This is a genomic window from Microcoleus sp. FACHB-672, from assembly GCF_014695725.1.
GTDB lineage: Bacteria > Cyanobacteriota > Cyanobacteriia > Cyanobacteriales > Oscillatoriaceae > FACHB-68.
Genome location: NZ_JACJOU010000016.1, coordinates 198,527 through 219,785, shown reverse-complemented (window position 1 = coordinate 219,785; position 21,259 = coordinate 198,527). Strand labels below are relative to the sequence as shown.

The 21,259-nt window shown below is 44.2% G+C and carries 21 protein-coding genes and 1 pseudogene; 8 read left to right on the top strand and 14 right to left on the bottom strand.

What is annotated here, in order from left to right:
- The 4 genes and pseudogenes from H6F56_RS12825 to H6F56_RS12810 all read right to left on the bottom strand — a co-directional run.
- Positions 1 to 184, bottom strand: a pseudogene (locus H6F56_RS12825) (IS630 family transposase); the annotation flags it as partial.
- Between the two features lie 383 nt (positions 185 to 567).
- Positions 568 to 903 (bottom strand): ribulose bisphosphate carboxylase small subunit, encoded by a 336-nt coding sequence (locus tag H6F56_RS12820; protein ID WP_190668731.1) that lies wholly within the window; start codon positions 901 to 903, stop codon positions 568 to 570.
- 65 nt (positions 904 to 968) lie between these two features.
- Complete coding sequence (rcbX, locus tag H6F56_RS12815; RefSeq protein ID WP_190668700.1) at positions 969 to 1,379, bottom strand: RuBisCO chaperone RbcX; 411 nt, start codon at positions 1,377 to 1,379, stop codon at positions 969 to 971.
- 271 nt (positions 1,380 to 1,650) lie between these two features.
- Positions 1,651 to 3,081, bottom strand: a complete 1,431-nt coding sequence (locus H6F56_RS12810) for a form I ribulose bisphosphate carboxylase large subunit (protein WP_190668698.1) — start codon at positions 3,079 to 3,081, stop codon at positions 1,651 to 1,653.
- A gap of 471 nt (positions 3,082 to 3,552) precedes the next feature.
- On the opposite strand from H6F56_RS12810, the gene H6F56_RS12805 reads away from it, so the two are divergent.
- The 3 genes from H6F56_RS12805 (at position 3,553) to H6F56_RS12795 (ending at position 7,370) form a co-directional block, all read left to right on the top strand.
- A complete protein-coding gene (locus H6F56_RS12805) occupies positions 3,553 to 5,328 on the top strand; it encodes a serine/threonine-protein kinase (RefSeq protein ID WP_309236515.1) in 1,776 nt (591 codons plus the stop codon).
- A gap of 249 nt (positions 5,329 to 5,577) precedes the next feature.
- Positions 5,578 to 6,627, top strand: coding sequence for a histidinol-phosphate transaminase (gene hisC / locus H6F56_RS12800; protein ID WP_190668697.1), 1,050 nt, complete (start codon positions 5,578 to 5,580; stop codon positions 6,625 to 6,627).
- A 92-nt stretch (positions 6,628 to 6,719) separates the two neighbouring features.
- Positions 6,720 to 7,370 (top strand): Uma2 family endonuclease, encoded by a 651-nt coding sequence (locus H6F56_RS12795; RefSeq protein WP_190668695.1) that lies wholly within the window; start codon positions 6,720 to 6,722, stop codon positions 7,368 to 7,370.
- Positions 7,371 to 7,410: 40 nt separating this feature from the next.
- Here the strand turns inward: H6F56_RS12795 and H6F56_RS12790 are convergent, their stop codons facing one another.
- Together H6F56_RS12790 and H6F56_RS26335 are read right to left on the bottom strand one after the other, a co-directional pair.
- Positions 7,411 to 7,677 carry a type II toxin-antitoxin system RelE family toxin gene (locus H6F56_RS12790; RefSeq protein WP_190668693.1) on the bottom strand — a complete coding sequence of 89 codons (267 nt, stop codon included), beginning with the start codon at positions 7,675 to 7,677 and terminating at the stop codon, positions 7,411 to 7,413.
- Between the two features lie 2 nt (positions 7,678 to 7,679).
- Positions 7,680 to 8,033, bottom strand: coding sequence for a hypothetical protein (locus H6F56_RS26335; protein WP_242031973.1), 354 nt, complete (start codon positions 8,031 to 8,033; stop codon positions 7,680 to 7,682).
- 44 nt (positions 8,034 to 8,077) lie between these two features.
- Here H6F56_RS26335 and H6F56_RS12780 point away from each other — a divergent pair, with 44 nt between their 5' ends.
- Positions 8,078 to 8,698, top strand: coding sequence for a DNA-3-methyladenine glycosylase family protein (locus H6F56_RS12780; RefSeq protein ID WP_190668691.1), 621 nt, complete (start codon positions 8,078 to 8,080; stop codon positions 8,696 to 8,698).
- A 211-nt stretch (positions 8,699 to 8,909) separates the two neighbouring features.
- Here H6F56_RS12780 and H6F56_RS12775 read toward each other — a convergent pair whose 3' ends face one another.
- The 4 genes from H6F56_RS12775 to H6F56_RS12760 form a co-directional block, all read right to left on the bottom strand.
- A complete protein-coding gene (locus H6F56_RS12775) occupies positions 8,910 to 10,028 on the bottom strand; it encodes a hypothetical protein (RefSeq protein ID WP_190668689.1) in 1,119 nt (372 codons plus the stop codon).
- A 10-nt stretch (positions 10,029 to 10,038) separates the two neighbouring features.
- Positions 10,039 to 11,628 carry an AAA family ATPase gene (locus H6F56_RS12770; protein ID WP_190668684.1) on the bottom strand — a complete coding sequence of 530 codons (1,590 nt, stop codon included), beginning with the start codon at positions 11,626 to 11,628 and terminating at the stop codon, positions 10,039 to 10,041.
- Positions 11,629 to 11,649: 21 nt separating this feature from the next.
- Positions 11,650 to 11,973 carry a XisI protein gene (locus H6F56_RS12765; protein WP_190668679.1) on the bottom strand — a complete coding sequence of 108 codons (324 nt, stop codon included), beginning with the start codon at positions 11,971 to 11,973 and terminating at the stop codon, positions 11,650 to 11,652.
- A gap of 107 nt (positions 11,974 to 12,080) precedes the next feature.
- On the bottom strand, positions 12,081 to 12,812 hold the full coding sequence (locus tag H6F56_RS12760) for a class I SAM-dependent methyltransferase (RefSeq protein WP_190668676.1): 732 nt from the start codon (positions 12,810 to 12,812) through the stop codon (positions 12,081 to 12,083).
- A 65-nt stretch (positions 12,813 to 12,877) separates the two neighbouring features.
- Between H6F56_RS12760 and panB the strand changes: the two genes are divergently transcribed.
- The 3 genes from panB to H6F56_RS12745 all read left to right on the top strand — a co-directional run bounded on the left by panB (position 12,878) and on the right by H6F56_RS12745 (position 16,288).
- Positions 12,878 to 13,663, top strand: coding sequence for a 3-methyl-2-oxobutanoate hydroxymethyltransferase (gene panB, locus H6F56_RS12755; RefSeq protein WP_190668673.1), 786 nt, complete (start codon positions 12,878 to 12,880; stop codon positions 13,661 to 13,663).
- 153 nt (positions 13,664 to 13,816) lie between these two features.
- Positions 13,817 to 15,343 (top strand): hypothetical protein, encoded by a 1,527-nt coding sequence (locus H6F56_RS12750; protein ID WP_190668670.1) that lies wholly within the window; start codon positions 13,817 to 13,819, stop codon positions 15,341 to 15,343.
- A gap of 54 nt (positions 15,344 to 15,397) precedes the next feature.
- Entirely contained in the window at positions 15,398 to 16,288 is an 891-nt protein-coding gene (locus H6F56_RS12745; RefSeq protein WP_190668666.1) for an alpha/beta hydrolase, read from the top strand.
- A gap of 65 nt (positions 16,289 to 16,353) precedes the next feature.
- Here H6F56_RS12745 and H6F56_RS12740 read toward each other — a convergent pair whose 3' ends face one another.
- From H6F56_RS12740 to H6F56_RS12730, 3 genes are all read right to left on the bottom strand, one after another.
- Positions 16,354 to 16,785, bottom strand: coding sequence for a hypothetical protein (locus H6F56_RS12740; RefSeq protein ID WP_190668663.1), 432 nt, complete (start codon positions 16,783 to 16,785; stop codon positions 16,354 to 16,356).
- Positions 16,786 to 16,810: 25 nt separating this feature from the next.
- Complete coding sequence (locus H6F56_RS12735) at positions 16,811 to 18,604, bottom strand: ABC transporter ATP-binding protein (protein WP_190668661.1); 1,794 nt, start codon at positions 18,602 to 18,604, stop codon at positions 16,811 to 16,813.
- 272 nt (positions 18,605 to 18,876) lie between these two features.
- A complete protein-coding gene (locus H6F56_RS12730; RefSeq protein WP_190668658.1) occupies positions 18,877 to 19,536 on the bottom strand; it encodes a Uma2 family endonuclease in 660 nt (219 codons plus the stop codon).
- A gap of 146 nt (positions 19,537 to 19,682) precedes the next feature.
- On the opposite strand from H6F56_RS12730, the gene H6F56_RS12725 reads away from it, so the two are divergent.
- Positions 19,683 to 20,336 carry a DUF6629 family protein gene (locus H6F56_RS12725; protein WP_190668655.1) on the top strand — a complete coding sequence of 218 codons (654 nt, stop codon included), beginning with the start codon at positions 19,683 to 19,685 and terminating at the stop codon, positions 20,334 to 20,336.
- Between the two features lie 18 nt (positions 20,337 to 20,354).
- Here H6F56_RS12725 and H6F56_RS12720 read toward each other — a convergent pair whose 3' ends face one another.
- Positions 20,355 to 21,236, bottom strand: a complete 882-nt coding sequence (locus tag H6F56_RS12720) for an ion channel (protein ID WP_190668652.1) — start codon at positions 21,234 to 21,236, stop codon at positions 20,355 to 20,357.
- Between the last annotated feature and the right edge of the window lie 23 nt (positions 21,237 to 21,259).

The window sequence follows — 21,259 nt, the reverse complement described above, 5'->3', positions numbered from 1 at the left end:
TACCCTTCATTCCACCGCCTTGCTTTTTGGGTTCTAGATGACCTTGAGTTTTCTTAAGTTGGAGAAGCTTTTGTACATAGCTTTTCGCTACACCAAATTGAACGGCTACTTTTTTAACCGACGTGTTGCCTCTGTCGTAAGCATTGACTATTTTTTCTCGCAAATCTACTGAGTACGGTTTCATTATGGTCCTCAATACCCTTAATGTTCCCTTGAGTGTACCTCATATCTCTCAAAAGTGCTGTAACTTAGCTGTCCGAATTCTATCGCTGACGCGCCGTTGTGCTATCTTCCTAATTAGGTTTCTTAGGATTAATGCAGGGCAAAGCATTCGGGTACAAATCTTTTCGTAACAACATAAAGAATTATCGCCCGAATACTTTGCCCCTACGGGTTGAATGTAGCAAAAGATAAAAATTGAAATGGCGTTTTAAATTTAACACAATGTTATAAAGGCTTTTGCATTATAGGGGTAATTCATCTAATTTACAGATCAAAAAAAGTAGAGACAATTTACGAATTGCCCCTACATTTTTACTCTAATGAGTCAAATTTGAGAACTAAGTTCTAGTAGCCTCTGGTGTTCGGCTTGTGTACGATAAAGCTGAGCACTTGGCACTGCTTGATGTTGTCAAAGCCGACAACGCGCACGAAGCAATTGGAGTATTCAGACCGGCAGCCTTGAACTTCACTGAGAACTTCTTGGACGCTTCTGGCGTTGAACAAAGGCAACTTCCACAGTGTCCAGTAAAATGTGGTCGGTTCAGACACTTCATTGAACTCGATGGCAGGAATATAACCTTGATCGAGGATGTACTGAATTTGTTTGGCAATCTGCGCGTCGCTGAGTGGCGGCAGATAGGAAAGGGTCTCGTAACGCCGCTCTTTAGGTAGGGTTTTCATGTCTTCCTTAGTGTCTTTCTGGTGTAGCTGCAATTCTTGGCTAATTGCGATGAAGCGATTAGCCATTAACTGGATAAATTATCCAAATTAGGCTCTGAAGAGGTTTCCATTTCTGACTGGGGGGCGGCGTCAGGTACGCTTAGTTGCGTCATGCGCTCCAAATGCCGGCGGCGGTGTTCCATATTTGTTTGACTGATGCCAGTGCAAACCATCTCAGGTAAAAACTCTGACACTTCCTGGGCCAGATGTTCTCGCACTGTCATCAGTCGAAAGGCTAATTCTGGCTTTTCCTGAAGTAATTCCCGCAGGTAGGCTTCGCCATCTTGGATTTTGCCAGTGGAGGAAAAGCTTTGCAACCAGAGCGCCAAGGGAGGATTCGTTTCACTGAGCTGAGCAAAAACAGTTCGCATCGCTTGATAAGTCAGGTAGCTAGTCAGCACCTTCGCAGTATCTTTGGCGATTTGTTTTATATCCATACTGATGTGAATTTTGAGAGGGTCAGTTATCTTTTACTAAAATCTTTAGTAAAAGCTGATTGCTGCAACCTTTACTGGGTACAACACCATACCCGCTCTCCCTTGCCAAAATAGCATTGGAAAATACCTAAGACTCACATCCACAGGATTTCGCTTTCAACTTGCCATCTTGTGGATAGCCACCGCTTTTTTAATACCCCACTCCAGCCCAGTCAGTCCTGAATCCTAAGTTCTGAGTGGAGATTATTCACCCCGCACTCAGGACTTTTCATCAGACCGTATCCATTGCCTCGAACTCGAACTTGATTTCTTTCCAGAGTTCGCAAGCTGCGGCCAATTCAGGAGACCACTTACAGGCTTCGCGGATCACGTCGTTGCCTTCGCGGGCAAGTGACCGGCCTTCGTTACGTGCCTGGACGCAAGCTTCGAGGGCAACGCGGTTGGCTGTTGCGCCTGGAGCATTACCCCAGGGGTGGCCCAAGGTGCCGCCGCCGAATTGCAGGACGGAGTCATCGCCGAAGATTTCCACGAGTGCTGGCATGTGCCATACGTGAATACCACCGGAAGCAACTGCCATCACACCAGGCATAGATGCCCAGTCTTGGGTGAAGTAAATACCGCGAGACAAGTCTTGCTCGACATAGTTTTCACGAAGCAAATCAACGAAGCCCATCGTGATTCCGCGTTCGCCTTCCAACTTGCCGACGACGGTGCCGGTGTGGATGTGGTCACCACCAGACATCCGCAGACACTTGGCCAAGACACGGAAGTGAATCCCGTGGTTCTTTTGCCGGTCAATCACAGCGTGCATAGCACGGTGAATGTGTAGCAAGATACCGTTGGCGCGGCACCAGTGAGCTAAGGTGGTGTTAGCTGTGAACCCTGCAGTCAGGTAGTCGTGCATGATGATGGGCATTTTGAGTTCTTTGGCGAACTCGGCGCGCTCCAACATTTGTTCACAGGTAGGGGCGGTGACGTTCAGGTAGTGACCCTTGATTTCACCTGTTTCAGCCTGGGCTTTGTGGATGGCTTCTGCTACGAACAGGAAGCGATCACGCCAGCGCTGGAATGGGGCGGAGTTGATGTTTTCGTCGTCTTTTGTGAAGTCCAGACCGCCGCGTAGGCACTCATAGACCGCCCGACCGTAGTTTTTAGCCGACAAACCCAATTTGGGTTTAATGGTGCAACCGAGTAGGGGACGACCGTACTTGTTGATTTTGTCGCGCTCTACTTGGATACCGTGGGGAGGCCCTTGGAAAGTCTTCAGGTAGGCAACGGGAATCCGCAGGTCTTCCAGACGCAGCGCCCGCAAGGCTTTGAAACCAAATACGTTCCCCACGATGGAGGTCAACATATTGGTGACAGAACCTTCTTCAAACAGATCCAGTGGATAAGCAACGTAGCAAATAAACTGGTTATCTTCACCGGGGACTGGGGTGATGTCGTAGCAACGACCTTTATAGCGATCCAGGTCCGTCAGCAAGTCTGTCCACACGGTTGTCCAAGTTCCGGTGGAAGACTCTGCAGCCACAGCAGCACCCGCTTCTTCAGGGGGAACTCCAGGCTGAGGGGTAACGCGGAAAGCCGCGAGGATATCAGTGTCTTTCGGTGTGTAATCGGGGGTGTAATAAGTCAGTCTGTAGTCTTTTACACCGGCTTTGTAGCCTGTTTTTGTTTGTGTTTGGCTTGAAGCGTAAGTCATAATCCCCCTTCCTAGGAATCATGGAATGAGCAGGCAGCTTTAGTAAGCTCTTAAACAATATACCAGGGATCAAATAAGTTAAACTTCAAATCTTATTTAGTAAGCTATAATCTCGGTTTATATTTTATGACAAAATATTAATTTTTTGTTACAAACATTGTGCCAATTTCTAAAGTACGCTAGCAAGCCAGGGCAGGCGATGGTTTGCTAGTCTCAGAACTCAAGAAGTTAGGGAAAGGAAGCCGTGAAAATCCCGTCTAGTCTCACCGGCAAATGTAAAATAAGCGAGCAGTCGTCAATAAAAATTAGAGGGAAGACACAGAGACGGGGAGAGGGGCAGAGAAGGAGAACAGCCTAATCCCATCGCTTTGCACCAAGCAAGACTACGTCTATAACGAATTACCAAAGACTCGCGATCCCCAATACCCCATTTCCCATTAACCACTTCCGACTCCCGATCCCTCGTCTGTGGTGAATAAACCCAGACTTGCCCCATGCCCCATTCCCCAAATTACGGTTGTGCCTCAGTCTTTATATACCCACTGCATTAATCCAGACTGCACCGGCCCTTACCCTCAGGCTTGGGGCAACAAGTTTTGTCTGAGTTGCGGGGCACCCTTAGAATTTAAAGGGCGCTATATTCCCTTACAGCAGCTTGGCACCGGCGGCTTTGCCGTTATTTACACGGTCTGGGATCTCAAGTCCCAGAGAGAACGAGTTCTGAAAGTGTTGGTCGTAACTTCTCCCAAGGGACTCGAACTTTTTGAGCAAGAAGCCGCCGTTTTAGCACGCCTGCGCCATCCTGGAGTCCCCAGAGTCGAGTCAGATAGCTATTTTGAGGTGCGTCTAGCCCACCCGAAACCCCGGCATCTGCCCTGTCTGGTGATGGAAAAAATTAATGGGCCAACTTTAGAGGAGATTCTGGATCAGTATCCGCAGGGGTATCCAGAAGCCCTGGTTTTAGACTGGCTTTCTCAGGCAATCGATATTTTGCAGGTATTACACCGGCGTCAAATTGTTCATCGCGACATCAAACCCAGCAACTTAATGTTGCGCCAGGAAACTTACCAACTTGTCGCGATTGATTTTGGTGGGGCAAAGCAAATTCGTGCCGGCAGCGCCCCTCAGGTGAGTTCTACGCGCTTAGTGTCTCCGGGTTACAGTCCGCCCGAACAGATTGCCGGCGGAGTGGTGGGACCGGCAGCCGATTTTTACGCCCTGGGGCGAACCTTTATTCACTTACTCACAGGTCGGTATCCTGGAGATATAGAAGATCCCGTAACCGGCGAGTGCCGGTGGCGTCAGTATGCCAAAGTTAGCCCCGCTTTAGCCGATCTGCTGGATGAGATGGTGCGCCCAGTGGTAACTCAACGACCGGCAAACGCGGCAGAAATTCACTCACGCTTGGCCCGCATTTCCCGACGCAGAAGAAGGGCAGCAAGGGCACTGTTCAGTTTTGATCGCCTCAGAGCGATAGTAGAAGGCATTTTTGGCCTTGTGGGCAACCCAGTGGCAGCGGTCGCTATTTTCCTCTACCGGCTCGTTATGGGTGGAGTGAAAAGCTGCGTAGCGGTTGTCAGATGGTTCTTCCGCGCTTGTTCAGACACCTTTTTAGGAATGGTACTGGGCGGCATAGGGGGGAGTATCGGTGCGGGGATCGGGTTTTGGTTGGCTTATTGGTCCCCGGTGGGTGATCAAATAGCTCAGATGCTTTCGGAACAGCTGAGCTGGTTGAGTCCGGACTCGCAGTTAGCGATTGAGCCGATAATTTTACTATTTGCCTGGGCGGGGTTGGGTACTGCGCTGGGATTGACAGAAGCCGGCAGTTTTGGGCAATTGCGGCGGTTTTGGCCGGCTGCCGTGATGGGAATATTTGGCTATCTTTTGGGGTGGTGGGGTTTACATACGATTGTTTCAACGCCGGCAAAAGTGGTAGATGGGTTAATGGGATTTAGTGCCATTGCCATTGCTTGCGTCACCCTTGGTTTAGGTTTACCCAGACATCACCTGCTGCACGCCTCCTTTGCCGCAATGGGAACAGCCGCCATTATTGCAAATCTTATTTACCTGTCTCCTTATTCTTTCAACTTCATTTTTCTTTCTAGCAAGCTCTCCACCGGCATCGGTTGGCCAGAATTTTGGCTGAGTATCGGCTTTTTTGGGCTTTTAGGCAGTGCCGGTGCGCTTTGTTTGGGCGCTATTTACTACATCCTCATTCCCTTCTTGCGTTTCTTAGGTTTCCGGTGATAGGAATAGTCAGCCTGAGAATTCCTCAACTCAAACCCTTCAACTGTAAAGCTAAGTTGCGGATATCCCTGTTAAGGTAAGTTGATAGACTTATTTTCTGAGAGGGCTTAAAATGAGCGATCCTAAGAATAACGAGATTAATATTGATGCGGCAACGGTTCTGTTAATTGTCTCTGCATTAATACTTTTGCCGCTTCTGTTCACTGGTTTCTTTGCCCAATAAGTCATTGTTTGACACGCAACAACGTCATGCCTAGCTACTTTCGCCCAAGTGTTGAGATGATGACCGGCTATACTCCCGGCGAACAACCTAAACCGGGTACAAATATAATCAAGCTCAACACTAACGAAAACCCTTATCCTCCTTCACCGGCAGCGATCTCAGTTCTGCGGAATTTAGATATTGAATGGTTGCGGCGTTACCCAGATCCTTATGCCAACGAATTTCGCAAGGCGATTTCTGAGGTATTGGAGGTGCCGGTTGAGTGGATTATTGTCAGCAATGGCAGCGATGAATTGCTCAATGTTGTTGTGCGTGCTTGCGCGGAATTGGGGCGCAACGTTGTTTATCCAATGCCGACGTATGTACTGTATCGCACGCTAACCGATATGCAGCCGGCGGATCGGGTGGAAATTTCCTATAGCGAGGATTATCGCTTACCCATTGAGGAATTGGTGGCAGAAAATGGTGCGGTAACGTTTATTGCATCGCCCAATAGTCCATCGGGACATACTGTTAACATTGACGAGATTCGGCAATTGGCAGCGAGGTTGTCGGGTGTTTTAGTCGTTGATGAAGCTTACGTGGACTTTGCGGAAGAAACGGCGTTGCCCTTAGTCAAAGAATTTGAAAATGTTATTATAATTCGCACCTTATCTAAAGGTTATTCTTTAGCAGGATTGCGGCTGGGGTTTGGGATTGCTAATCCGAAGCTTTTGAGCGGATTATTTAAGGTTAAAGATAGTTACAATATTGACGCAATTGCTTGTTTAGTTGGGGCGGCGGCGATGCGCGATCAAGCGCATAAAAATGAGTGTGCGGAAAAGGTGAAGGTATCGCGGGCGAAATTAGCAGTGGATCTGAAGCAATTAGGCTGCCGGCTGTGGGATTCCCAAGCCAATTTCTTTTTGACACAACCTCCTAAAGGCAATGCCGAGCAAATTTATTTGGCACTGAAGGAACGGGGAATTTTGGTGCGCTATTTCAAACAGGCCGGTTTAGAGGATAAGCTTCGCATTACGGTGGGGACTGATGAGCAAAATCAGATACTAATTGAGGCGTTGATTCATCTAGTCTAATCATTCAGTATCGGGTTTTAGCTAGATAATGGTTAAGTGCCGGCTCTAAAAATTCTGCGTTTATGGCAACTTTTTGGCGGGAAAATTAGGCGATGAGTGATTTACAAACCCAGCTAAAAACAGATACTTGGCTTCCTACGCCTTGGGACGAGTATGTTCAGATCATTGAAGATCCAATTTATGAACAGGCAAAGAGTTACTACTACAAGGGACACATGAGGATTGAGATGTCACCTGTTAGTTTTGATCATGGGCAAGACCATGTGGTGATTATCTTGGCAGTTAATTTGTTTGCTGCAATTAAAGACATTCCTTTAAGAGGGTTAGACACAACAACGTTTCGTAAAGCGGGTGTGCGGGAATGTCAACCGGATGTGTCTTATTACATTGGCAATCGCGCTCAATCGATCCCATCAGGTACGGGAATTGTGAATCTTGATCAGTATCCAGCCCCGAATTTAGTGATTGAGGTTGCCAAGACTTCGCTGCTGGATGATGTGGGGACAAAACGGGTACTTTATGAAGAGTTAGGCGTCGCTGAATATTGGGTAGTGGATGTGCAAAATACTCAAATTCTTGCCTATAGGGTGGCTGATCAGGGAAGTAACCGGATTCAGGTATCTCAGGTATTACCGGCACTTTCTATTGCAATTTTAGAAGAAGCGCTTCGTCGTAGTCGAGAAACTGATCAATCGCAGGTAGTAGCTTGGTTGTTGACACAGTTTCAACAAACAGAAGGCTAAACTGCGGAGTCAATCTATCTAGCATTGAAGTAATAGAGACTTAAGGAAAGTATCGATAGACTTCTTTCCAATGCAAAACTCTCACAAAGACGACAAGATCCTCGTTAATAAGAATGCCGATTCTGTAGTCTCCAACTCGAATGCGGTAGTAATCTCCTTCTGCTTTAAGCTTTTTAACATTGCTCACCTCTTCTAAACTTTCGGCAGCTTCAATTTCCAAGATTATCGCTTGAATTCTTGTGAGGAGAGCCTCATCTCGAAGCTTGCTTAAATCTTTTTCAAAACTTTTTCTAAATTCAACCTCCACAATTACGGCTCCAGAATTTTGAAAATAGCTTCTCTGCTAACAGTTTCTGTTTCTTCACCTTCTTGAATTGCTCGTTCCATAGCGATATCTTCGACAATCTCTGATAGCAGGTTAGAAAACTCTTCTCGATTCTCTTGAAATAATTCAAGAATTGTAGCTTTCAAAACTTCCTTAAATCGGTCTGAATTCAGCGTAATTTCAGTCATTATCATTACCTGGGTACTTATGTTTTCGTCTGTTAGTTCAACGCCCAAAGCTTTTGTATTAGCTTCATCATTTTCAAAGAGTCCTTCTAGTCTTATTTTAGCAAGTTGTAGCCCTAACACACTGTAATAACTAGAATGACAGCGAATCACTAACGATGGATTGAACGTTACTTATAATTACTGGAGTGTTGGGGATGAATTACTCAGTTGCCATTGACTTTCTTAAGGATTCCGACCCTATCCTGGGACAACTCATTGACCAAATTGGTGCGTGTCAACTGAATCAGGACGAGTTAGAGGGAGACTTGTTCTTTTGCCTATGCCGGTCAATTCTCCACCAACAACTTTCCACCAAGGTGGCTAAAGTCATCCACGAAAGGTTTCTCCAGCTTTACCCGGACACTCAGTTCCCTTTGGCACAAGATGTCCTCGACACGCCGGATGAAGTCCTCCGCAGTGTGGGAATTTCGCGCCCCAAAATCTCTTACCTCAAAGACTTGGCACGTCATGTGATCGAGGGATTACCTACGCTTGAGGAGTTGGAAGTCTTGGACGATGAGGCGATTATCAAGACTCTGACGCGGGTGAAAGGTGTCGGACGCTGGACTGTGCAGATGCTGTTGATTTTCCGTCTCAAGCGGTGGGATGTCTTGCCGGTGGATGACTTGGGTGTACGTGCCGGCATTCGGAAACTCTACAATCTTGAGGCACTTCCTGACCGCAAGACTACAGAACGTTTTGGACAAAAATGGAAGCCTTATTGCAGTATTGCCTCGTGGTACTTGTGGCGGAGTTTAGAAATAAAGCCGGTTTGAGGACTGCTGCGAAAAAGGGGAAAATGAGATCGCTTCTTCATTCGCGCTAACAATCATCCTAACTTGCTCGTGTTCTGTCCAAGTTTAACAAGGTGTACTATTGTTTTAAGTAAAACACCTTAATTTGCAACCGTCGGCAAAACAATATGTTCGTTTGCTGATGCAGATGGATTTATAGTTTTTGCTCCAATTTGATTTTTAGAGATTAATATTATGATGTGCTAACTGTAGATATCTGGGATGAAGCACAACACCAAGCTGTGATGATAGCCCCTATCCTTTCCCACTCTGGTTTTAATTCCTCAGAAATCATGTGAGATATATCTTTATCTAAATAAACCTTTTCAATCTTTTTCATAATGTTATCGCCAAACCCTAGAGTGACAAAACACTGGCACTTCTTAGAGGACTCTTGAGAACACTTTTCGTTACTTAAGCATTCAGTGGAAAGATGGCTGCTAAATTTTTTTGCGAAGGTAAGCCAGTATTTCCGAAACTCTGTCTGGGGTTCCTCTTCCAGAATTTTTCCTAATTTTATTCCTTCCTTCATATCTAGATAGTTTCTTGCATTAGCAAGTGAAGAATTATCTAAAGATTCAAGAAAAAGAATAGCTTTCTGTTTATTGACATCATTTATGAAAGTTTCTCTATAAATCGCAGTTGGAATGAGATTTTCAATTTCTCTAACACTGAGAACAAGAGCATCACATAAGGGTTGATTCTGCTGGTTTATTTTTAGTACAGCTTTTGCTGTATTACCTACATTTAGCTTTGGTGTTTTTTTATCACTATCAAGTATACATAAACAAAATTTTTGTTTAGACTTTTGTAAAGAATCAAACTCTCTATCGGTTGTTCCGCCTCCACCACTTCTAGGTTCGTATGCAATGTCAAGATTTCCAATATTTTTCCATGTTAAATATACCCTAGCTAATCTTTTATAAAATAAAACATCATCATGATTTTCCGATAAAATAACTGTTTTATCAAGAATAGAGAAGTCTGTAAAATAATTAACAGAAACCCGAATCACCCTAGAGTTTCCTCTATCTAATATTTCAAGCACATCTTCTAAAACGATCTCCACCGATAGACTAATCTCATTAAGATATGCTAGACTTGTTGGCAAATCTTCATAAAGCTTCCTGTAAACAGCGCGAGAAGTTACAGAAAGTAATTCCCAGGTTGCCAGAAACTTCATTACTTCCCTTTGCCCAAATACTATATGCTTACCCAATCGTCTAGAATGAGCTATTAAGTCTAATGCATGTATAACATTTGAACTGGGATCAATTTCAGCTATAAGAGAAGAATCCAGAACTAATAACATTGTTTATCTACTAAATCATATCTGGCTCAAAGAAACCCAAAGGCCAATTAGTTAAGAAGCCCTCTTCATCATAGGAAACTACCCTTATGCCCACAGAATCGCTTGCTTTCTTCCTGTCAAATAACACTACATTGATATCCTCTCTATCAAAGTCCTTATTGGCAATACGATGTCCAAATCTATTTATGAGTGTCTCACTATGAGTTTCAATTATCAAACGCAAATCAATTCCTGAATGTTTTGAAGCCTTGATAGCTGCAATAAGAGAGTCTGCAAAAAGTGCTTGCAATTTTGGATGCAGATGTAATTCTGGTTGTTCTATTGTAAAGGTTATTAGATGTGGAGAACGATAAGAGCTATTTAACTTCCTACTTAGCCACCATAACTGCGTCAAAATAGGAAGCACTTGCGAGAATCCAAAGCCAGTATCAGCTAAATTTATCTCAGTTTGTAAATTTTCTTCTCTGATTTTCAAAGAAATGTGTTCTCCTGAAGAACGAACAAGTAGTGAAAATCCGAAATATTCTTGTGTCCATTTTGCAAAATTCTTCTTCTCCTCCTTTGTTAAGTTTCTAATGAACATGGCAAGATTTTTTCCTTGGGAATCAACCTCACCAACAGCCAGCTCTTGGGAACGATAATAACGCTCTGCTGTAGCGCGTATAGGGCCTATATAGCTAATTTTACGCGCAAAATTAGCTATATAATCATCAAAACATGATAATAATAAAATTAATGAATTTGCAATTACTAAATCTCTAATATATTTATATGTATGCTCATTTTCGTTCCAGTTATCAGTTTTTTTATTCCATGTTTCGCCACCGTTGTCCGCGTTTTTCATATCGGCTAGCATAGCTTTTGAAGAGCCAATTCCGAAACTCGATACTAATAATCTTACTCTTTCCCCTTTCGTCTTATGATGTACTAGATCACTAACTGTTTCAACCAATTCTTCTAAAAGAAGTGGCGTTTTACTTCTAGCGTAAAAAGAGGAGTAAAAAAAAAGAGTATCTATATCCTCACGCTTATCTATTACTTTAAAAACCTGGGGTAGAAAACTCCCAGTTTGCTCAGTTTTGAGTTTTAATCCTTTAGCTAAAAAATTATTTTCGTTTACATTAAATTTAACAACATCTCCAGATGCATTCATCTCAATCGTGATTCGATGATCTGCAAGCTGGAAAGAACATTCTTTACAGATTGTAACACCTTGACGCTTTTCATCTGTTGTCATTTTTAGATCAAGGATTACATCTAAATCTTCTATTACAGGGACTGCTCGATATAAGCGACTCCAAACAGGATGTCTCTCCTTATTCGTAAATTTAGGTATTCTAAATTTATACATAAAAGAAATTTCGTTCACAGAACTCTTATTATTCAGTGCTTCACTAAAACTCCCGAAATCTACAAGGTTTCCATACCAAAGTATTGGGCCTATAGTTCTAGCAGCGGCACTCTGTCTTATTAACGGGAAAAATCTCAAAAAAGTGCTTTTACCTGAGCTGTTACTTCCTAAAAGAAACGTGATCGGCTTTATTTGAACAAAACCAGTATCCTCCAAGTTCCGTAGATTCTTAAGTCTAATTGCATCCATAAGTAATTCTGAATAGGGAGTTTAAGCTGTTGCAGCAGTTTGCTCTTCAGGGAGAAATGCAAGAATAATTCGTTCTGGAGGGATGCCTGCCGCGATTAAGTCTTTGGTGATTCCTTCTTCCATCCCATCATATTCCACCAAAATCTTACCATCACTCAAAGTCACATAAATTAAATTCCCCCTCACCCGTCGCCCTCTATCCCAACCCACCTGCATCAGTGCATAGCGGTTTTGCGTGTCGTCAAATACCGTGTCGAGCCGAATATCGCCGTGAGAAGGCTTAAACTCAGCATATCGTTGAATGACTTGCTTTACAATCTCCCGCTCTGTTGTGGTGGTATCCATCACATTACCTCTACCGGCTCCACATCTAGAATAAGCAATTTTATCGGTAACTCACCCCTCATAACTCAAAAATTGGTTCACTGCAAATCACGTCAAAGGTGGGGTCTTCACCCTGGTTTACCGGCAACAAACGCTACACGACCTTGGGGTAAAGTATATTGTCCATAACTCCGCATTGTCTGAACCTGAAAACCGGCTTGAGAAAGCTCTGTTACAATATCTTCCTCTTTATATAATCGCTGCCGGTGAACTTCGTCATCCCGTCTATAGAGTTCTCCGACTTTGCGAAAGGTAATAATCTTGCGGGTTAAAATTGCCAGATCGTGATCTTCCTCTTTTTCTACTAGCACAATCCAATCTTTTCCTTCCTTAAATCCCTTTGTTACCTCCACCGGCACGTCTGCCAATTCAATAATATCGAAGACAAAAACACCCCCAGGAATTAAGGCGTGATAAATGCGGTGGAAGAGTTGATTTAAAGTTTCGCGCTGATTATCTGGATCGAACAAATAGTTAAGACATTCACTGATAGCGGTGACAGCATTGCAGGGTGGGATGCCGGTTTTGAATAACGATTCAACCCGAAACTCCGCATTGGGGACTCTTGTTCGCGCAATGGCGATGGCGGCTTCGGAGATATCGACTCCCAGAACCTGATAGTCAGCTTTTGCAAGTTCTTGCGTCCATAAGCCGGTTCCGCAACCCAAATCTACGACTAAACCTTCTCGGATATTGCGCTGATGCAGAATTTCTAAGATGCCGGCAGCAGATTTAAGCGCGTAGTCACTGAAACCAACGTCATGAATAAATGCGAGGTCTTCTTTGTACCACTCTGTCATATTCCAACCTTTGGGCTAAGGGATTTTGCTATCCTTGCAAGAGTGCAATTTTATCCTCAATTTACATGAGCGTCACCATCCAGCAATTAATTCAATGGAAACAACAAGGGCGTCCAATCGTGGCGCTGACGGCATGGGATTATCCTGTGGCGCAACTGCTGGATGAGGCCGGTGTTGATTTAATTTTGGTGGGGGATTCTCTGGCGATGGTTGCGCTAGGCTACGAAACGACGCTGCCGGTGACGCTGGAAGAGATGATGCACCACGCCAAAGCTGTACGGCGGGGCGTAGAAAAAGCCTTAGTGGTCGTGGATTTGCCGTTTTTGACGTACCAAGAAAGCCCTCAGCAAGCGATGCACTCTGCCGGCAGGATACTCAAGGAAACGGGGGCGAATGCGGTGAAGTTGGAGGGGGGGTATGATGCGATCGCCCAAACCGTTTATCGCTTAGTGCAAGCCGGGATCCCGGTGATGGGTCATGTGGGGTTAACGCCGCAGTCTGTACACCAACTCGGTTATCGGCAGCAGGGTAAGACTCCAGAAGACAGTGAGCGGATTTTATCAGAAGCGATCGCACTGGAACAAGCCGGTGCCTTTGCCATTGTATTGGAGCATATCCCAGCCGAGTTAGCGGCCCAAATCTCCAAACGGCTGGTGATTCCCACGATTGGCATTGGTGCAGGGCCAGATTGTGATGGCCAAGTTCTTGTGACAGCAGATTTGTTGGGACTTTCCAGCCGGCAACCCCCCTTTGCCAAGTCTTACGCAAATCTCCGGCAGACGATTGGCAAGGCTGTGCGGGATTTTTCCATTGAAGTCCGAGAGCACCAATTTCCAGAATCGGGACACTAAAGACAGAGAATTCAGGACAAACCCCTCATCTTCTCTTTCAGATTCTTCCCTTAGACTTATGCCGAATTTTGGTAAAAGCAGGCAAGATCGATAAAGTGAGTGCGTAAAACCAGCGACTCATCAATCAAAGATGGTGTTGCAAAAATCTGAAAGATGCAGACTCAACTATTAACATCAGAGCTTGACGGTACAGCCTCGGAAACTTCTCGCCCAATTCCCTGGTGGGCAAAATTAAGTGCTTTAATCGCACTTTTTAACCTCGCTTTAGTGCTGTTTAATATTAGCTATATTCCATTGCGGGATTTCTATTTGCGGCAACTACCGGGTGTCGTTACTTTATACGATCCAGTTAAAGGAATTGAACCCCATCCGGTTACGGTAAAATATCTTAATACAGTCGATCAATTATCCACTCAACTGTCTCAACCCAGCCAGCCAGAGGCTCAGACTCAGCAATTGCTGGAAGATTTACGCAATCAAAGCGCGACGATTATTGATGAAAATCCTTTTTTAGTGCCGGCTAAAGTGGGGACGTTTGCCCAAATTAAACGGCGGATGGCAGAACATCTCGGTACGACTTCTGCGAAAGGAGCATTTCAGAGGTTTTGGAGTTCTGAGTATTTAAGTCAGGCCGATAGCCAAGCACAACTTGGTTTTTTCAACAATCAAATTCGGCCTTTAATGGAAGCGAATTATTTTCGCCAGGTAGACAGCTACGGTCGATTTATCGATAATTTCTGGCGAATTGACCTCGTTTTTATCGCCTTTTTTGCGGCGGAGTATCTGATTCGCACTTTTTTGCTGAGTCGTCGGTTTCCCCGCTTGAGCTGGGGTGATTGTATGGTGAGGCGCTGGTATGATGTTTTTCTCTTTCTGCCATTGTTTCGACCTTTGCGCGCGATGCCGGTATTGGTGCGGCTGCATCAATCAGGCGTGATAAATTTTGATCGGGCGATCGTACAGATTACTTATGAACCGATGGCAAATTTAGCCAATCAGGTAACAAATTTTGTGATCGTTCGGATTATTACACAAACGCAAAATGCGATTAAAAATGGAGATGCTGCCGGTTTTTTACTGAATACCCAACCCTATATTACAGTTAATAATATTGATGAAGTTGAAGCGATTAGTGATCGCTTGCTTCACTTGACAGTTAATCGGGTTTTGCCAAAAGTTCAACCTGGGTTGGAAAATTTAATGCGTCACAGCATTGAAAATTCTTTTAAGCAATCTGATTTTTATCAAGGCTTGAAGAGAATTCCCGCACTCGGTATGCTGCCGGCAGAGGTAATCGATCAGCTAGCCAATTATCTAGCCGGTGCGACTGTCGATGTTGTGTCTAGTTCATATTCCGATACAAAAGGTCGGCAAATTTTAGATAAGCTGACTACCGATTTTAAGGAAGCGTTACGTCAAGAATTAAAAGATAAAGAAACGCTTTCGGAATTGCAATCCCTACTCAATGATTGGTTGGAAGAACTAAAGTTAAATTACGTTGTTCGCTCAACCAAAAATGAAGCGGAGGAAACGCTGGCAGAAATGGAAATTCTCAGCCAAGTTGCAGATCGTTCTGGAGAATCTGCGGAAGCTGTGGGGGAAAACCCGGCTGTGGCGGCTGCAGATCGTATGCTTGGAGATACAGAACGGGAAGTCACAGGACAAAGGCAGGAGAAGTAATTGAACACAAAAATTCTGTTCTAAAATAAGTAGGGAGAAGGTAAAATAAATTTCATGTCTACCTTCTTACCTCCTGAATTTAAAAACTTAACTGAACCCGCCTCGATTGCTCTGGCGCAGAGCATTGAGCGTCAGGAAATCTCCACTCCCTTGAGTGAGCAATCGATCCCCACAAGTTTTATCCGTCAGGGTGGCGGTGGTACGCCTATTTTGTTGTTACATGGCTTTGATAGCTCTGTCTTTGAGTTTCGCCGGCTGCTACCTTTACTGGCTGAAAAACACGAAACCTGGGCGGTTGATTTGTTGGGTTTTGGCTTTACAGATCGATTAGCAGGAATTTCAGTTTCTCCAACAGCCATTAAGACTCATCTCTATTATTTTTGGAAAACCTTAATCGAGAAACCCGTTATTTTAGTCGGAGTTTCGATGGGAGGAGCGGCTGCCATTGATTTTACTCTCTCTCATCCGGATGCGGTTAAAAAGTTAGTTTTAATTGACAGTGCCGGTTTTGCAAATGGGCCTAAAGGAGGGAAATATTTGATTCCGCCTTTGGGTTATTTAGCCACAGAATTTTTAAGAAATCCTAAAGTGCGGCAGCGTATTAGTCGCACGGCTTATTTTGATGAAACCTTGGCTTCTGTCGATGCAGCGCTTTGTGCGGCTTTGCATCTGAAAATGCCCCGTTGGAATCAAGGATTGATTGCTTTTACAAAAAGTGGAGGCTATAGTTCTTTTCGGGATAAACTCGAACACATTAGGCAGCAAACGCTGATTTTGTGGGGAGAAAATGACCGAATTTTAGGCACGACTGATGCAGAAAAGTTTAAGCAATCGATTCCCCATAGTGAGTTAATTTGGATTAAAAATTGTGGTCATGTTCCTCACCTCGAACAGCCACAAATCACCGCTCAGCACATTCTTGAATACGCAGAAAAGTCTGAGTGATCAAGACATAAGCTTCAGATGGGAATTTAACTAAGCTAAAATTACCAATAGCTTTTAATACCCTTTTAGTACTTGATTTGCTCACTCATGCGCTGCTCCAACCGCTTGATTAATGTATCAACATCGGTGGCAACTTGCTCAAAACATTCGGGCGGTGTCGGTTCTACTTCAAACTGAATGAGTTTGATTTGATCATTGCCAATTCCAATGATCAACACTTCTTTTTCAGGATTGTGATTATCAACAATTCCCAAAACTTCTCGAAGGTTATTCTCGACGTTGCGATTTAACGTTTCGATTGCTTCTCTGGGGCAGTAGACAAAATGCGGTTCTGGCTTGAGATCAATCCCTAGCGTATCGTCACTTTCTCCCTTTTCCAGAAATAGCCCCCACGCCAAAGCTGCTAATTCATGCTGATTGGCTTTCACAAATTCAGCGAGTTGCCGTCGCCAGCTATTTTTTTCCTCTTGGGGTGGGTTATTACCGAGTTGAATCATGCTCTGCTTTCCAATATTGCTAATATCATCTTAAACCCATTTGCACACGCCAGAGACTTGCATAAATTCCCTGTTGATCGAGCAGTTGTTCATGCCGGCCCCACTCTATTAATTTGCCATGCTCCATGACATAAATGCAATCAGCATTGCGGACGGTGGAAAGGCGATGGGCGATCGCAATTGTTGTGCGGTTCTGGGTAATGCGTTCGAGTGAGCGTTGAATTGCCGCTTCTGTCTCATTATCCACTGCCGAGGTCGCTTCATCCAAAATGAGAATCGGTGGGTTTTTGAGAATGGCGCGGGCGATGGCAAGTCGCTGTCGTTGGCCGCCAGATAATTTCTGGCCTCGTTCCCCTACAATTGTTTCATAACCTTGAGGAAGTTGCGTAATAAATTCATGGGCTTCTGCAACTTTTGCAGCTTCTATGATTTCTGCCGGCATTGCTTCAAAGGTGCCGTAAGCAATATTTTCTGCAACTGTCCCGTGAAATAAAAATACATCCTGGCTGACTAACCCGATAGCTTGCCGCAAATCTTTTAAGTTCAGTTCGCTTAATTCAATGCCATCAAGGGTAATTGTTCCCGATTCAATTTCATACAGCCGCAACAGCAGTTTTACTAAAGTGCTTTTCCCAGAGCCGGTGGAACCGACAATGGCAATTGTTTTGCCGGCAGGAATATGCAAGGAAAGATTTTTAATAACCGGAGAACGATCACGGTAAGCAAATGTCACATTTCGCAACTCCACTTCACCCCGAACTAAAGCAGCCGGCAACGGTTTGTCACCGGGATGAATTGCAATCGGAGTGTCGAGCAAATTAAGCACTCGTGTGGTTGAAGCCATTGCTCTTTGGTATTGATCAAACGTCTCTCCCAAGCGTGTTAACGGCCACAATAATCGCTGGATAAGAAACACTAACACACTGTAAGAACCCACTGACATTTTGTCGGCAACCGCTTCCATCCCGCCATAAAGGAGTAAAGCCGTAAATCCAACCAAAATAATCATCCGAATTAACGGAACAAATGCCGCAGAAAGCTTGATAGCACGGCGGTTACTTTGGCGATAAGCTTCACTTTCTCGTTCGATGCGCTTGGCTTCATATTGTTCGGCAGTAAAACTTTTAATGGTTGTGATGCCGGATAAATTATTTGAGAGTTGTCCGTTAAGCAAGCTCACTTTTTCCCGCACTTCGGCATAGCGAGGCGCGAGAAGGCGTTGAAACGCAACGGAACCCCAAAGGATAAATGGCATCGGCAGCATCGCCATCCAAGCGACACTCGGCGCGATGAAAAAGAACGCACTGCCAATGATAACAACCGTTGTGGTGACTTGGAGAATTTCATTGGCTCCAAAATCGAGAAACCGCTCTAGCTGGTTAATATCATCACTTAAAATAGACATCAAGCCGCCGGTGCTGCGATCTTCAAAATAGGCGATATCCAATTCTTGAATATGGCTGTAGGCATCAAGGCGCAATTCGTGCTGAATTGTCTGACCTAAATTCCGCCAAAGTCGAGCGTAAGCGTATTCAAAAACTGATTCCAATATCCAAATGATGACGGTAAGAATTGAAAGAATTAAAAATTGCCCAAAGATATCTTTCATTCCCCACTGAGCTAGCAGAGAATCCTCTTTTTTAACAACGACATCGACGGCTACACCGATTAAAACGGGGGGCGCTAAGTCAAAAACTTTGTTGAGAATTGAGCAAAGAGTTGCCAGCCTAATTTGCTGCCGGTGTGGGTGTCCGTAGTTGAGCAAACGCTTAAGGGGATGCACCGTTTTTGGAAGTTTCCGTCTTGAGTTAGATGCCATTCTTTACTTTCAATGTTAATAAAATGTCAAATTATTTACGCTGATTTTAAAATTATCTGGTTTAGGGCAGTATTTTTTATGAGAGGAACCTTTGTGGTTTCTGGTCGTGTTTTATATATAGCATTTATCTCTTATTTTGAAAATCATGACTGTAAAGAACTCAGTTTTTTATAGAAGCTAGGTTCCTTAGTGTTCAGAAGTGATTTAAGGTAACTGGGGGTCTAGATCTTCCCTAAAAATATAGCTGGCGATTATTTAAACCCTATTGATCTTTAAGCGTCAGGTTCCACTCCCAATGCCCGTAATTGTGCTGCCAATTGTTCAGCACGTTGCTGTGCTTGAATTGCCGCCTCTTCTGGGGTGGGTACTAATTCTCTTTCAGCAGTGAAGTAGCGCAGTTTTCCATCTAAAATGCCTAAATAAAGATTGAGACTTTCGCTCCAACGCAGTCCTGCTTCATTAGACGTAATTTCCAGGTATCTTTGGCCTAATAATCGGAAGCCTGCGAACTCTAAACTTTCTGGAGAAAACCAAAAGTATTCGGGGGTGCGAAATTCGTTTTGATAAAGGTTTTTCTTGAATTCCCTGTCAACGGTTGCAGTAGAATCAGAAAGCAATTCTATGATCAAATTCGGGTATTTACCATTTTCTTCCCAAACGACCCAAGATTTACGGGGACGCTTCTGAGTCGGGGTGACTAGGAAAAAATCTGGCCCTCTGAAGTCTCGATTTTTTAATTGTTGCCGGCTAAAATATATTGTGAGATTTGCGCCGATAAAGTAATCATTTCTGTCTCGCCATAGCCATTCCAGACAAGAAACCAACAGCGCTAGCTGAACATAGTGCAATGTACTTTCCATTTCTGGTTCATCACTCTCTAGTTGAGTAGCATCGGGCATCAAGAATTCTAATTGCTGAGGTGTTAGAGACATAAAAATTTTGCTTATATTTGGCTAATTTCAATTTTAGCATTCATTTCCAGCTCATTCTATCCGATATTAACAAAGTTTTTTATAACCGACTCTAAAGAATTTTATTATCTTTCAAGTATTTCAAAACAACTCCGAGGAACGCGATTATGTGCTTTTCTGCAACCGCAAGTTTTACAGCAGGAGTAACCCTTTCTGCATTAGGCATTGCAAATTATCAGAAAATTCAATCGAGCGACTATCGATTATTGGGCCTCTTTCCTTTCTTATTTGCAACTCAGCAATTCCTTGGAGGGATTGTTTGGTTAACCCTTGGAAATCCCTCGCTTTCTTCCCTCAATCTTGTTGTTAGGGATGGTTTTTTATTGTTTGCCACCGGCATCTGGCCTATATTATGCCCTCTCGCCGTTTATTTAGGTGAGAAAAACAGCTTAAAAAGAAAAGTAATATTCGGACTGGTTATCGTAGGAGCAGGTTTGGGAATCTATCTATTTGGATTTGTCATAACCCAAGGCGTGCATCTTGAAAAATTTTCAGGGAACTTACTTTATGATTTGACAGTTATCCCTTTATTCGCGCCCTTAAAATACTTATACTTACTCGTGACAAGTCTTCCCTTTATCCTTTCAGAGCGTCATCCCGTTAAGCTCTTTGGTCTTGCAGCAATCGCTTCCTTTGGCTTAGCTAATCTATTTTATAACCTGACATTTGTTTCAGTTTGGTGCTTTTTTGCCGCTGTTCTCAGCGGCGCACTTTATTTTATTTTGGAAGATGCTCAACCTAAAACGACAGAAAATTTATGAGCGTATTAATTTAAAAATCTACACCGGCATCACATCGTGGAAGTGGGTATAATCCACGAGGCGTCGTCCGTCTGGCATCCTCGACAAAATGTCTACAAAACGCATATTCCACAAAATTTCTGACGAGAGAAACGCATGACGCGTGTGGAGAGTCTGGGAAACTGATTCATCAGTGCCGGTGAGAGTAATTACGAGTTCAGTTTCCGCTTCAGCTAACGATTCCGGTGTGGCATTATAGAGAGGACTTGTCTCATCAATTTGATGCATTACTGTCCAACTTAATGCAAAAATAGGTGTCTCGCGGCGAACCAGTTGTAAATCATAAAACCGACGCATGAAATGCCCCTCTTTGGTCACTTCATTGCGAACCAACGTTACCCGCACTTGCGCTTCTAAAATAAAGTTGTCGCGCTGATTTGCTGTGCGAAACATCAGCGTCGGCACTCCATCATAAGGTGCGATCACCGCCACACGACTAAAAAGCACTCGCGCTGTGGGCAGCGAGAACCGCGCAAACATGATGCCGGTGCCCATTGCAAACCCCAACAAACCCACGAGCGCTTCGAGGGCGACCAACCCATGCGCGTAGTTGGTGCGGGGGTACATTGAGCCGTAGCCGATAGTTGCCATTGTCTGCACACTAAAGACAAAAGTGTCTCGAAAAGAGCCTGGTTGAGCATTCTCAATGCAATCACCTCCCGCCAAGTAAGCTAGAGCGAATAAAGTGTTGGCAGCCACATAAGATAAAGTAATTAGCGCTAAAAATCCCGGCCAAGAAAGGGTGACTAAAAAATGATAGAGATCGCTTCGATAGGAGCGTAAGACACCCCGACGGATAACGTTCAATCGGCTATTTCGGCTGCCAAGGAGTGGTGGGGTTGGGTGATGCCTTTTGACCATAAATTGTTGCTTTTTTGAGGTTT

Coding starts and splice junctions, on each gene's coding strand:
- H6F56_RS12775 (WP_190668689.1), bottom strand. CDS start 10,028: ATGTTATTAGTTCTGGATTCTTCTCTTATAGCTGAAATTGATCCCAGT.
- rcbX (WP_190668700.1), bottom strand. CDS start 1,379: ATGGATATAAAACAAATCGCCAAAGATACTGCGAAGGTGCTGACTAGC.
- H6F56_RS12780 (WP_190668691.1), top strand. CDS start 8,078: ATGAATTACTCAGTTGCCATTGACTTTCTTAAGGATTCCGACCCTATC.
- H6F56_RS12770 (WP_190668684.1), bottom strand. CDS start 11,628: ATGGATGCAATTAGACTTAAGAATCTACGGAACTTGGAGGATACTGGT.
- H6F56_RS12760 (WP_190668676.1), bottom strand. CDS start 12,812: ATGACAGAGTGGTACAAAGAAGACCTCGCATTTATTCATGACGTTGGT.
- H6F56_RS12750 (WP_190668670.1), top strand. CDS start 13,817: ATGCAGACTCAACTATTAACATCAGAGCTTGACGGTACAGCCTCGGAA.
- panB (WP_190668673.1), top strand. CDS start 12,878: ATGAGCGTCACCATCCAGCAATTAATTCAATGGAAACAACAAGGGCGT.
- H6F56_RS12730 (WP_190668658.1), bottom strand. CDS start 19,536: ATGTCTCTAACACCTCAGCAATTAGAATTCTTGATGCCCGATGCTACT.
- H6F56_RS12820 (WP_190668731.1), bottom strand. CDS start 903: ATGAAAACCCTACCTAAAGAGCGGCGTTACGAGACCCTTTCCTATCTG.
- H6F56_RS12720 (WP_190668652.1), bottom strand. CDS start 21,236: ATGGTCAAAAGGCATCACCCAACCCCACCACTCCTTGGCAGCCGAAAT.
- H6F56_RS12765 (WP_190668679.1), bottom strand. CDS start 11,973: ATGGATACCACCACAACAGAGCGGGAGATTGTAAAGCAAGTCATTCAA.
- H6F56_RS12810 (WP_190668698.1), bottom strand. CDS start 3,081: ATGACTTACGCTTCAAGCCAAACACAAACAAAAACAGGCTACAAAGCC.
- hisC (WP_190668697.1), top strand. CDS start 5,578: ATGCCTAGCTACTTTCGCCCAAGTGTTGAGATGATGACCGGCTATACT.
- H6F56_RS12745 (WP_190668666.1), top strand. CDS start 15,398: ATGTCTACCTTCTTACCTCCTGAATTTAAAAACTTAACTGAACCCGCC.
- H6F56_RS12735 (WP_190668661.1), bottom strand. CDS start 18,604: ATGGCATCTAACTCAAGACGGAAACTTCCAAAAACGGTGCATCCCCTT.
- H6F56_RS12725 (WP_190668655.1), top strand. CDS start 19,683: ATGTGCTTTTCTGCAACCGCAAGTTTTACAGCAGGAGTAACCCTTTCT.
- H6F56_RS12740 (WP_190668663.1), bottom strand. CDS start 16,785: ATGATTCAACTCGGTAATAACCCACCCCAAGAGGAAAAAAATAGCTGG.
- H6F56_RS12795 (WP_190668695.1), top strand. CDS start 6,720: ATGAGTGATTTACAAACCCAGCTAAAAACAGATACTTGGCTTCCTACG.